Origin of the sequence: Paenibacillus sp. S29, assembly GCF_049319765.1 — a bacterium.
Lineage (GTDB): Bacteria > Bacillota > Bacilli > Paenibacillales > Paenibacillaceae > Paenibacillus > Paenibacillus polymyxa_B.
The window spans coordinates 51,680-63,587 of sequence record NZ_JBMOUI010000020.1; the positions used below are offsets into that span (position 1 = coordinate 51,680).

Annotated in this window: 11 protein-coding genes and 1 pseudogene; 10 read left to right on the forward strand and 2 right to left on the reverse strand. The window is 42.2% G+C overall.

Features of this window, described 5'->3' with window-relative positions; genetic code table 11:
* Positions 1 to 45: 45 nt before the first annotated feature.
* Together ybaK and ACL9RM_RS23955 are read right to left on the reverse strand one after the other, a co-directional pair.
* Positions 46 to 525 carry a Cys-tRNA(Pro) deacylase gene (gene ybaK, locus ACL9RM_RS23950; RefSeq protein WP_250268915.1) on the reverse strand — a complete coding sequence of 160 codons (480 nt, stop codon included), beginning with the start codon at positions 523 to 525 and terminating at the stop codon, positions 46 to 48.
* A 16-nt stretch (positions 526 to 541) separates the two neighbouring features.
* Positions 542 to 877, reverse strand: a complete 336-nt coding sequence (locus tag ACL9RM_RS23955) for a ribosomal protein L7/L12 (protein ID WP_069291864.1) — start codon at positions 875 to 877, stop codon at positions 542 to 544.
* 313 nt (positions 878 to 1,190) lie between these two features.
* Here ACL9RM_RS23955 and ACL9RM_RS23960 point away from each other — a divergent pair, with 313 nt between their 5' ends.
* The 10 genes and pseudogenes from ACL9RM_RS23960 (at position 1,191) to ACL9RM_RS24005 (ending at position 11,810) form a co-directional block, all read left to right on the forward strand.
* Positions 1,191 to 2,099: an ROK family protein gene (locus tag ACL9RM_RS23960; RefSeq protein WP_081330751.1), complete on the forward strand. Its 909-nt coding sequence runs from the start codon at positions 1,191 to 1,193 to the stop codon at positions 2,097 to 2,099.
* A 35-nt stretch (positions 2,100 to 2,134) separates the two neighbouring features.
* Positions 2,135 to 2,743 (forward strand): DUF1349 domain-containing protein, encoded by a 609-nt coding sequence (locus tag ACL9RM_RS23965; RefSeq protein ID WP_069291866.1) that lies wholly within the window; start codon positions 2,135 to 2,137, stop codon positions 2,741 to 2,743.
* Between the two features lie 202 nt (positions 2,744 to 2,945).
* Positions 2,946 to 4,361, forward strand: coding sequence for a glycoside hydrolase family 1 protein (locus ACL9RM_RS23970; protein WP_025721091.1), 1,416 nt, complete (start codon positions 2,946 to 2,948; stop codon positions 4,359 to 4,361).
* Between the two features lie 317 nt (positions 4,362 to 4,678).
* Positions 4,679 to 5,059: a VOC family protein gene (locus ACL9RM_RS23975; protein ID WP_023988486.1), complete on the forward strand. Its 381-nt coding sequence runs from the start codon at positions 4,679 to 4,681 to the stop codon at positions 5,057 to 5,059.
* A 22-nt stretch (positions 5,060 to 5,081) separates the two neighbouring features.
* Positions 5,082 to 5,503, forward strand: a pseudogene (locus tag ACL9RM_RS23980) (sugar O-acetyltransferase).
* Positions 5,504 to 5,656: 153 nt separating this feature from the next.
* Positions 5,657 to 6,208 (forward strand): phosphodiesterase, encoded by a 552-nt coding sequence (yfcE, locus tag ACL9RM_RS23985; protein WP_061830162.1) that lies wholly within the window; start codon positions 5,657 to 5,659, stop codon positions 6,206 to 6,208.
* Positions 6,209 to 6,326: 118 nt separating this feature from the next.
* On the forward strand, positions 6,327 to 7,358 hold the full coding sequence (locus ACL9RM_RS23990) for an agmatine deiminase family protein (RefSeq protein WP_250268236.1): 1,032 nt from the start codon (positions 6,327 to 6,329) through the stop codon (positions 7,356 to 7,358).
* Positions 7,359 to 7,387: 29 nt separating this feature from the next.
* Positions 7,388 to 8,263 (forward strand): N-carbamoylputrescine amidase, encoded by an 876-nt coding sequence (aguB, locus tag ACL9RM_RS23995; protein ID WP_025721082.1) that lies wholly within the window; start codon positions 7,388 to 7,390, stop codon positions 8,261 to 8,263.
* Positions 8,264 to 8,673: 410 nt separating this feature from the next.
* Positions 8,674 to 10,695: an NAD(P)/FAD-dependent oxidoreductase gene (locus ACL9RM_RS24000; protein WP_250268237.1), complete on the forward strand. Its 2,022-nt coding sequence runs from the start codon at positions 8,674 to 8,676 to the stop codon at positions 10,693 to 10,695.
* A 194-nt stretch (positions 10,696 to 10,889) separates the two neighbouring features.
* Positions 10,890 to 11,810: an aminoglycoside phosphotransferase family protein gene (locus tag ACL9RM_RS24005; protein ID WP_250268238.1), complete on the forward strand. Its 921-nt coding sequence runs from the start codon at positions 10,890 to 10,892 to the stop codon at positions 11,808 to 11,810.
* Positions 11,811 to 11,908 lie beyond the last annotated feature (98 nt).

An 11,908-nucleotide genomic window follows, 5' to 3' on the forward strand; every position in this document is an offset into this window, starting at 1 on the left:
ATTAGAGAAAATATGCATAAAGATTTTATGATCATGTGGTGAGTTTTATGCTGTATGCGTCAGATCTGCAAACTGTGCTTGAATGATTTGAGCTAAATCGTGTGGACTCAACTCCAGTTGGGTCCCAATTTTCCCACCGCTCACAACGATGGCTTCCAGTTCCAATGCAGGCTGGTCGATAAAAGTGGGGTAGAGCTTTTTCATTCCTATGGGGGAGCAGCCACCGCGAATATATCCCGTATACTTTTGCAAATCCTTAACTGGAAGCATTTCAATTTTTTTCTCTCCCGCGCATTTGGCTGCTTTTTTGAGATCAAGCTCTTTATGTACAGGGATTACAAAAACAAACAGATTTTGTTTGCTGTGTGCAATCAAAGTTTTGAAAACCATTTCTGGGGCTCTCTCTATTTTCTCAGCCACATTCATCCCGTCTATTTTTCCGTCTTGATGATCATAACTCAAAATATTGTATTGTATGTGTTGCCCATCCAATATGCGCATGGCGTTTGTTTTGCTGGCACTCATCTTATTTCTTCCTTTCTTAGAGTTTTTCCAATTGATCGACATAATCTTTTGCATCCTTAAGGGAAAGATCCTTAGCAGTTCTCAGCTCTTTTATGGCTTGAATCTTTTTTCCTTCCCTAATTAGCAGGAGCAACTTTTCATTGATATCTTCTGAAGCTCCTGCATCTAGAACATGTGAAGGAGTGGCAGCGATGGTACCTGACAGTGATGTTCCTTGTATTCCTGAACGATTTTCAAGACGCTCCACGTCGGATTTCAGGTCATTAAGACGCGATTGAAGGCTATAGACCTTAATTAAAAGTATGACGGAGAGGAGCAACGCGATTATTGCTATATACTCAATAGTTGACAACAGAATCCCTCCTATTTCACTTAGTTTCATCGCAAAGATACCGCACTAAAAATTTGTTTCTTATTTATAGTATAGCATGATGATGGAGGAGAAGAGGAAGACGCGTTCAAATTGACTTTTTGCAGGCAGAGCGGTATATTACAACTTATTATAAACCTTTTAATAAATACTGGAAAAGGAGTGTATTCAAATACAACCAGTCTCCAATAATACCATTCGGGTTAAACAAATTAATGTAGAGTTAGTTAAAAACACACTGAAATCCAAGGAATATGCAACCAAGTCATCCATAGCCAGTATCACAGGTCTTAGTGTGGCAACCTGCGGAAATATTCTGAATGAGCTTCTTCAAACCGGGGAAGTATTAGAGACGGAATTGGAAGAATCGAACGGCGGACGTCCGGCTAGACGGTACAAATATAACGCTGATTATTCATATATTATCTGTTTAAATGTGAAAACGGAAGGCGGTATACATTCTCTTACTTATGCTGTTGCTAATTTGCTTGGTGATATCATCATCGAGAATACTTCCATAGTGCCCCATATTGATTATGAGGTCATAGAAACCCAAATTGGAGAGCTGATTAATAACTATGGAAACGTCAAAGCCATTGGGATTGGCATCCCTGGGGTTGTTCATCAAGGGATTATCGATGTTTGCGATCTCGACCTGCTCATAGGAGTCCCTGTAGGTCCACGGCTTCAAGATAAATACGGATTAGAAGTTACCATTGAAAATGATATGCATTTGACAGTCTACGGATTTTATAACATGCAGAATTATGATGAGGATAAAACCTTTGCTATTGTTTCGTTTCCCAAAGACAATTTCCCCGGAGCGGGTTTTATTGTCGACGGACATTTGTTAAAAGGAAATACCAAGTTTGCGGGGGAGGTGTCCTTCTTACCCTTTGATTTAACAAGAGAGGAACAGCTTAAACAGTTAAATAGCACAGAGGGATTTGTTCCTCTGGCGATCCAAACGATTACTTCCATTATTGCAATTATAGACCCTGTATCTATCGCTTTGACTGGAGAGTTATCCAAGCCGACTCTGTTGGATGATATTTATAACGGCTGTCTAAAAGATGTACCCAAAGAACATATGCCCGAGATTTTTGTGAAAAACGATACGCATGATGAATACATGTATGGGTTGATTTCGGTGACCCTTGAAAGTCTGACGTACAATTTGCAATTGGTGGAGAAAAGGAAATAGGACATCGTTCAATAAAGCATGAGAGGATGAGATCAATGACTCAAAAATCAATTGCATGGACTACAGGAACATGGACTAATCACCCTGTATCATCCATAGAAGAAGACCAGTTTCTTAAAGTTGAAACCAGAGAAGGAAGCGACTACTGGGAAAAAACTTTGTATGGATTTGAACGCAGTAGCGGACATTCCCTGCTTACAGACTGGGAAGAAGGCTCAGCCATCGAAGTCACGTTTCAATTAGGCTCATTTACGGAGCTCTATGATCAGGCCGGTATTATGCTGTATCAAGGACAGCAAAAGTGGATTAAAGCTGGGATTGAATTAAATGACGGAATTCCTCAATTAGCTGTCGTAGTCACAGATGGCTATTCCGATTGGTCATTAGCTCCTGTACCTGAATGGGTAGGGAAAAATGTCACGATTCGTGCTTCACAGCTACAGGATGCAGTTATCATTAGAGCTCGAACCGAAAATCAAAACTGGCGCACCGTACGTGTAGCACGCTTTCCTTATGAAACGGGACAACAGGCGGGTCCTTTTGCCTGCGCGCCGACTCGAGCCGGCTTTCAGGTTATCTTTACACGTTGGGTAAGCACTGAACCAGATAGAGATATTCATGTAGATCCGCCAATTAAAGAATAGTCATTTTACTCAATAATAGAAGAGTTATAAATATGGGAGTACTTATTGGAAATAATACAGTTATAGAAGTTTTTAAAATAATACTTGACATGAAACGCGTTACAAACCTTAAGATTCATTTAGAAGTACTTATAACACATTAGCATAGAGGTAACGTATTTCTATCTAGTTAATGAAAAACATCAGCAAAGGCGGAGAAAATATGAGTACACAGTTTCCAAAAGATTTCCTGTGGGGCGGAGCAGTTGCTGCTAATCAGCTCGAAGGCGCTTATCAAGAAGATGGAAAAGGCTGGTCCATTCAGGATGTAACTCCTCGTGGTGGCTGGGGGCCCGTTACGGATGTACCAACAGAAGATAACATGAAGTTGATCGGTATTGATTTTTATCATCATTATAAAGAAGATATCAAACTTTTTGCGGAAATGGGCTTCAAAGTATTCCGTACTTCTATTGCATGGTCACGTATCTTCCCAAAAGGTGACGAACTGGAGCCTAACGAAAAGGGCTTGCAATTTTATGATGATTTGTTTGATGAACTTCACAAATATGGAATTGAGCCACTCGTTACATTATCTCACTATGAAACACCTTTACATTTGTCCAGAGAATACGATGGTTGGGTAAACCGTAAGCTTGTTGATTTTTATGAGCGCTATGCTACAACTGTATTTAATCGCTACAAAGATAAAGTTAAATACTGGTTGACTTTCAATGAAATCAATTCCATTCTTGAAGCACCATTCATGAGTGGAGGAATTAGCACACCAAAAGATCAACTTAGTGAGCAAGATCTTTATCAAGCTATTCACCATGAGCTTGTAGCGAGTGCAAGAGCGGTAAAAATCGGTCATCAGATCAACCCTGATTTCAAAATTGGCTGTATGGTGCTGAGTATGCCTACTTATCCGCTGACACCTAATCCAGACGATGTGATTGCTGCGATGGAATTTGATCACAGAAACATGGCATTTGCCGATATTCACGCAAGAGGTCAATACCCTGGTTACATGAAACGATTCTTTAAAGAAAACGGAATTTCTATTCACTTTGAACCAGGTGATGCCGAAGATTTGAAGCATACCGTTGATTTTATCTCGTTCAGCTATTATATGAGTACTTGTGAGACAGCTGACGAAGCTAAAAAAGTCAAAGGTGAAGGTAACATCCTTGGTGGTGTCAGCAATCCGCATCTCGAGGCAAGTGAGTGGGGCTGGCAAATTGATCCGCAAGGTCTGCGTTATGTACTGAATACGTTCTATGATCGCTTCCAAAAACCACTGTTCATCGTTGAAAATGGCCTGGGCGCCGTTGATGAACTAATCACGAATGAAAAAGGCGAAAAAACGGTTGAGGATGACTACCGAATCAACTACCTGAATGATCATTTGGTTCAAGTTGGAGAAGCTATTGAGGACGGAGTAGAGGTTTTGGGCTATACGTCTTGGGGATGTATTGACCTTGTCAGCGCTTCGACCGCTCAGCTTAAAAAACGTTATGGCTACATTTACGTAGACCGTCATGATGATGGCAGCGGTACACTTGAGAGATATCCGAAGAAATCGTTCCATTGGTACAAAGAAGTTATTGCTACGAACGGTGAAAGCTTGAAACGTTAATTTATAAATAAACCTGTGATTAAGTATTAAATATACAATCAAGGCTTAAAGATAGCGACCGCTTCTTCTCTTTTACGAAGCGGTCGCTAATTTTTTAAGGGGTATTAGCAACCGAGTTACAAGCTGAAGACGAAAGGGCTTTCATGAATGATTCGTAAGCGTTATTTATTGATATTTGATGATAAATAGATTGGACAAAAATGAATTACTGAGATATATTGAGACTTATTAAAACGTTAATAATAACTATGCTAAAAATTGAGTCCAGTATAAATTAATGATTTTTTAATGATGAGGGCTGCAGAAGGAGGAAAATAATGAAGATTGAGCATGTAGCGATCTGGGTGAGAGACTTAGAAAAGATGAAAAGCTTTTACGAGCAATATTTTGATGGAAAATCTAACGATAAATATTATAACGCTACAAAAGGATTTGAGTCCTATTTTATCACCTTTGAGGATGGAGCAAGGTTAGAGGTTATGCGTAAAACGGGAGTAGATCATTCACCACAGATAAATATTACGGGCTGGGCTCATGTGGCATTTTCCGTTGGAAGTAAAGCACGGGTGAATGAAAAGACAGAGCAGCTCATGCATGCAGGATATGAAGTTGTGGGTCAGCCAAGATTGACAGGTGACGGCTATTATGAAAGCGTAATTAAAGATCCAGAAGGTAATTTGGTGGAAATTTCAATGTGAGTAGCTTTCCAGTTCTGAAGAGTTGATTGAAGAACGTTTATACGCCAAAAGTCTCTGCCACGAATATAATCAGCTTCATCCTAGAAATATCGAAGAACGAGAAACACTCATCAAAACTTTACTTGGGAAGACAACTGATAGATTCTTGATTGAGCAACCTTTTGTGTGTGACTATGGCTATAACATTGAAATCGGTGAAAATTTCTATAGTAACCATAATACGATCATGCTTGATGGGGCAAAATCGTTTTCGGTGATCATGTGTTTATTGCTCCTAACTGCGGATTTTATACTGCGGGTCATCCTCTTGATGTAGAACAACGTATCGGTGCAGGAAGTGTTGTTACCAAAGATATCCCTTCTGGTGTGATCGCTGCTGGAAACCCATGTAAGGTAATCCGTGAAATCACCGAAGATGATAAGACCAAGTACAAAGGGAACTAATAATAAACTACAGCTCACTCGGAGCTGTAGTTTATTGTCTTAAAAGAGTGTTACCAAACAAAAGAACATTTTTGCACAGATTTGTTCAGGGAATAATGCAATAATGTACTTAAGTGGAATATTTTTAGCCTATTCAGAAAGGAAAGAACAATCATGAAGTTGATGTTTATATCAGATATTCACGGCTCATTACACTGGTTGCAATTGGCACTGGAAAAGTACAGGGAGGAGAAAGCCGATCGTCTTGTTCTGCTCGGAGATTATATGTACCACGGACCACGTAATCCGTTACCAGAAGGGTATAATCCGGCAGAAGTGGCAGCTCTGCTGAATAAGTACAAGTCCCATATTGCGGTTTCTGTGCGCGGAAATTGTGATGCAGAGGTGGACCAGATGCTACTGGAGTTTCCTATGATGGGTGATTATGCTTTGTTGCACCATGAAGGACGGAGAATCTATGTCACGCACGGACATGGCTTTAGTATCGGAAATTTACCACCACTGGAAGCGGGAGATGTGTTCATCCAGGGACATACTCATATTCCGGTAGCAGATGTGGAAAATGGGGTCTTTATACTGAACCCCGGTTCGATCTCGCTGCCCAAAGAAAACTATCCATCCTCTTACGGTGTGCTGGAGGGAGCACAATTCACTGTGAAGGATTTTGATGGGAATACGGTGAAAGCAATCACGTTTTCAAAGTAATTTATTCCAATGTGACTGTAAATTATTAAAACTTTTCCGCTTCGATTGAGACAAAGATCATATTATTGTATGATAGGAGCGGAGTCTACATTATGAAAAAGAAAGAGAGCTTCAATACATGCAAATTAAGGATTCACATTATAAGATGCCGCCTGAATGGGCGCCACATGAACGCACGTATATTTCTTGGCCTGTAAAATCTTCAATGGTTTACCCGAATATGCATGCTGATGTATGCAAGGGGTATGCCGGAATTGTACGCGCCATGGCGGAATTTGAACCAGTTACTGTGGTCGTAAATCCGGATGATCTGGAGAGCGTTAAGGCGCTTGAACTTGGGGAACGGGTAGAACTCCTGCCGATTGAGCACAGCGATGCGTGGCTGCGTGACAACGGCCCTACTTTTCTCACAGACGAGCATGGTCAATTGGCAGGTGTAAACTGGAAGTTTAACGCCTGGGGCGGCAAATACGCTCCATGGGATCTAGATGACCAGGTTGCGCCGCAAATTTTGGACCAACTTGGAGTTCCACGGTTTGATGCACCGCTTGTGATGGAAGGCGGCTCACTGCACGTAGACGGCGAAGGCACACTGATTACAACCGAAGAGTGTTTGCTCAATCCCAACCGAAATCCGGAATTAAGCAGAGAAGAAATTGAACGGTATGTATGTGAGTATACAGGTGTAGAGAAAATAATATGGCTAAAACGTGGTCTTAGTGGCGACGAAACAGATGGCCATGTGGACAATATTGCTTGCTTTGCAGCTCCTGGCAAGGTCATTATGCAAGTATGTGATGATCCTGAGGATGAAAATTACGAAATCACGCAGGAAAATCTGCGTATTTTGGAGCAAGCAACGGATGCCCAAGGCCGTAAGCTGGAAGTGATTCGGATCGGCCAGCCACCGCGCGTGGATTATGAAGATAGCCGATTGACACTGAGCTATATTAACTTCTACTTTGTGAATGGCGGCATTATTTTGCCGGTGTTTGGCGGCACTGCCGCTGAGAGCGATCTTGCAGCTGAGCAAGTGCTGGCAAATGTATTTCCAGATCGCACCATTCGTACTGTAGACGGTATGGCGGTCATCCGTGAAGGCGGTAACGTACACTGTACGACCCAGCAGATGCCTGCTGTAAATCGTTGAACGATACAACATCTAAAAGGAGGACTAACGTGAGAAAAGTAAAAGTGGCAGCAACTCAAATGAGCTGCTCTACCAATATCGAAGAAAATATTAGTAAAGCAGAGAAGCTAGTACGTGAAGCGGCTGCGCAGGGCGCACAAATTATTTTGCTGCAGGAGTTGTTCGAGACTCCATATTTCTGTCAGAAGGAAAAGTCTGATTATTATTCATATGCAACTGAGCTGGAGCACAACAAGGCGGTTAACCATTTTAAGAAGATCGCCAAAGAATTACAGGTTGTGCTGCCCATCAGTTTTTATGAAAAGAAAAACTACGCGCGCTACAACAGTCTTGCTGTCATTGACGCAGACGGTGAAGTGTTGGGTAAATACCGCAAAAGCCATATCCCTGACGGTCCTGGGTATGAGGAAAAATTTTATTTTAATCCGGGCGATACCGGTTTTAAAGTATGGAATACACGTTATGCCAAAATTGGGGTAGGCGTGTGCTGGGATCAATGGTACCCTGAGGCGGCCCGCTGTATGGCGCTCATGGGCGCAGAACTTTTGTTCTATCCGACAGCAATTGGCTCAGAACCACAGGATTCTGCCATTGATTCCAAAGATCACTGGCAGACCTGCATGCTGGGTCATGCGGCTTCCAATCTGATTCCAGTCATTGCTTCCAATCGGATCGGAACTGAAACGGACGAGGATTCCAGTATTACATTCTACGGTTCTTCCTTTATTGCCGGGCATCAAGGTAACAAGATCGCAGAAGCGGGTCGTACCGATGAGGAAGTGCTTACTGCTGAATTTGATCTGGATGAGCTGGAAGTAGGACGGATTGAATGGGGCATTTTCCGTGACCGTCGTCCTGAACTGTACAATATGATTGCCACCTATGATGGTGATTTAAAAGTATAATCTGTATACGGATAGACAAGTCTCCCTTGACGTCAAGCTGAGGTGTTTCCTTTCATTGGACTCACCCGGCTTTTCGGGCAGGGGATTTTGGAGCGTGTACCCAACGGTTTCAAAAGAACGGATCGGTAGGTGGTCCGGAATATAAGCATGATTTTTTCACACAAAAGGGACATTCCTCACAGGTTTGTTCCTTTTTTATGTCTCAATCCAGTTAATCCATAGACTGAAACTATGATTCATTACATAAAATAGCATTAGAATTTATGAATTAGATGATATAAAATCAAACCATAAGGAATGATCGTACTCAATAACATCTCGATATTCCCAAAAGTGAAAAAAATCACATATATGAATGCTTTAATGGAAGCTTGAACATGAAATTTGTAAACTCGCAAGGAGGAAGAACAATGAACCACTATCCTGCTATCTTTGAACCTCTAACCATACGACGCATGACCTTGAAAAATCGGATTGTTATGCCCCCGATGGGAACTAACTTTGCTGCCATGGACGGAAGCTTTGTTCAGGATCATATTGACTATTACGTGCAACGGGCCAAAGGTGGTACCGGCTTGATAACAGTAGAAAATGTTTGTCTGGATTTCCCAATGGGTACGAACGGAACAACCCAGTTGCGTATGGATAACGATCAGTTTATTCCCGGACTATTTAGATTAACAGAAGCCCTGCACTCTTATGGAGCTTGTGTTTCTATACAAATTAACCATGCGGGTGCTTCGGCTTATGTGGGACGACTGAACGGAGTTCAGCCTGTATCTTCTTCGAATATTCCTTCTAAAAAGGGCGGAGTGATTCCAAGACCTTTGCAAAAAGAAGAAATTTACGCCATTGTGCGCAAATACGGAGAAGCAGCGGGAAGAGCGCAACGAGCAGGATTTGACTGTGTTGAAATTCATGCGGGACACTCCTACTTGCTGAGTCAGTTTCTTTCGCCGATGTATAATAAACGCACGGATGAATTTGGCGGCAGCGCAGAAAACCGTACCCGTTTTGCCAGATTAGTCATTGATGAAATTCGTTCAGTGGTGGGCCCATTTTTCCCTATTTGCTTACGATTTAGCGCGGAAGAGTTCACAGAAGGTGGGAACACACTGGAAGATACACTCGAGTTATTGGAGTATCTTAATGATGAGGTAGATATTCTGAACGTTTCTGCTGCTCTGAATGATTCCATCCAGTTCCAGATTGACGGGATGAACTTGCCAGATGGTTGGCGCTCTTATATGGCCAAAGCAGTAAAAGAAAAATTCGGGAAGGTCACGATGACCTCAGGTAATATTCGGAGCCCACAGGTTGCGCAGGATATTTTGGAGAGAGATGACGCTGATCTTCTGGCTATGGGTAGAGGCTTGATTGCAGAACCGAACTGGGTGCTTAAAGTGCAAAACGGCTACGAACATTTGCTTAGAAAATGTATCTCTTGCAACATTGGTTGTGCGGATCACCGTATCTCCAAAAGTAAACCGATTTGCTGTACGGTAAATCCGGATCTGTTCAAAGAAGCTGAATACCGGAAACAACGAGTTAAGAACAATGTTCAGGTTGTTGTTATTGGTGGTGGGACCGCTGGTATGGAAGCTGCATGTACGGCAGCCGAAGTAGGCTGTAAAGTAACCCTTTTTGAGGAAAAACTAGAGTTGGGCGGCTTGGCTCGTGATATTGCCCGCCTGCCAGACAAAACACGCATCAATGATTTCCCTGATTATCTGATTCAGCGCACCAAACAGTTAACCAATCTGAACATTGTAACAGGGACCCGAGCCGATTTGGCGATGATTAGTGCTCTGAATCCTGATATTATTGTCAATGCGACGGGGGCCACACCACTTCTTCCGCCCATTGCAGGTTTACATGAGCAACTCGGTAAACCAGGTACAAAAGTGTTCTCCATCTTTGATCTTTTGCACAACATGGAGAAATTCCAGGAATTTGAAGGTAAACGCATTGCTGTAGTTGGCGGCGGAGCCGTGGGACTGGATGTCGTCGAATATTATGCAGAGCGTGGAGCACAAGAGGTTTCTATTATTGAGATGATGCCGTTACTGGGTAAAGATCTGGATATGATTACTCGGATTTCCATGATGAAAATGGTAGAGGAGCGGGAAGTGAACGTCCATACGGAAACAGCATTGACAGAAGTGTGTAGCGACCGCTTCAAAGTAAAGCATGGAAAACAGGAGTTTGAGATTCCTTTTGATCTTGGATTCGTATGCTTGGGTATGCATTCACACAGTCCGCTGATGGACAGCTTGCTCCAATATGGTAAAGAACATCAAGTAGAAGTTATTAATATCGGGGATAGTAAACAAGCTCGTCGTATTATTGACGGCACACGTGAAGGTCGAAATATTCTGAAAACCATTCAACGGGTAGACGAATTTAAACATGAGTTTTCTTATTCTTACTGATTTGAAAATACAAGTGATGGGTTTTCACGATGGCAACTCAGTGAATATTGAGGTTGAAGAGACGGCTTGTCTTTTCAGCCTTTTTTATTTGAGGTTTTTCCGGGAAGAGGATTGATTCCTCTGTCATTACGAAGGTAAACTATGGAAAGCATATATAGTAAGTAAGGCTATCTTAACTTGGGGGGGGGATGAACGTGAATCAACTCTTTAGTGAAATACCGGGTGCCAGCAGGTGGAGCCACGTGGAAGAAATTCATAGAGGCTGGTCCAGTGACAAGAAATATTATATTCAAACCACTGACGGTAGGGACTTGCTGCTAAGAATGGCGGATATGGTTCATTATGATAAAAAGAAGCGCGAGTTTGAAGCTGTAACAAAGCTGAACCACGTGGAGAATCTGTTCATGTCCCGGCCGCTTGAATTTGGGATTTGTCATGATGGTCAATCTGTATATTCCCTGTTCACCTGGATCGAAGGGAAAGATGCTGAAGAGATTATCCCTACGTTGACCGCAGCACAACAGTATCAACTCGGGGTTCAAGCAGGAGATGCATTGAAAAAAATGCATGAGATTCATGCGGAGCAAGATCGAGTCCCATGGGCTGAACATTATAATGGCAAAATAAACAGATATATTTCAAACTATAAGTCATGCGGTATTCCCCTAAAGGGAGCAGATCAAGCCATAAGCTTTATTGAGCAAAATCGTCAGCTATTAGAAAATCGTCCCCAGACTTTTCAGCATGGGGATTATCATGTGGGCAATATGGTGGTTACCCCATCCGGTGAACTGGGTATCATCGATTTTAATAGAATGGATTATGGTGATCCTTGGGAGGAATTCAATAGAATTACCTGGTGTGCAGCGTTAAGTCCTTTATTCGCTTCGGGCCGTATCCACGGTTATTTTAATAACCATGTACCTGATTTATTTTTTAGATTAATGGCTCTGTATATTGCAAGCAATCAGCTTTCATCGGTTCACTGGGCCATTCCATTTGGCAAAAAAGAGGTGGACGATATGGTGCAACGAGCTGAAGAGGTTTTGGAAGCGTATGATTACTTTCAAACCTATATACCGAAATGGTATGTGCCCAGTTACCGCGACTTGTAAAAGCGAAGACCACCCCTCCTGTGGTCAAGACCCCATTTTATAGACACTAAAAAAAGACCCTAGGCTATAAGCTGCTTCCGATACTCTTTCGGAGGCAG

Coding starts and splice junctions, on each gene's coding strand:
- ACL9RM_RS23970 (WP_025721091.1), top strand. CDS start 2,946: ATGAGTACACAGTTTCCAAAAGATTTCCTGTGGGGCGGAGCAGTTGCT.
- ACL9RM_RS23965 (WP_069291866.1), top strand. CDS start 2,135: ATGACTCAAAAATCAATTGCATGGACTACAGGAACATGGACTAATCAC.
- ybaK (WP_250268915.1), bottom strand. CDS start 525: ATGAGTGCCAGCAAAACAAACGCCATGCGCATATTGGATGGGCAACAC.
- ACL9RM_RS23975 (WP_023988486.1), top strand. CDS start 4,679: ATGAAGATTGAGCATGTAGCGATCTGGGTGAGAGACTTAGAAAAGATG.
- ACL9RM_RS24000 (WP_250268237.1), top strand. CDS start 8,674: ATGAACCACTATCCTGCTATCTTTGAACCTCTAACCATACGACGCATG.
- ACL9RM_RS23990 (WP_250268236.1), top strand. CDS start 6,327: ATGCAAATTAAGGATTCACATTATAAGATGCCGCCTGAATGGGCGCCA.
- yfcE (WP_061830162.1), top strand. CDS start 5,657: ATGAAGTTGATGTTTATATCAGATATTCACGGCTCATTACACTGGTTG.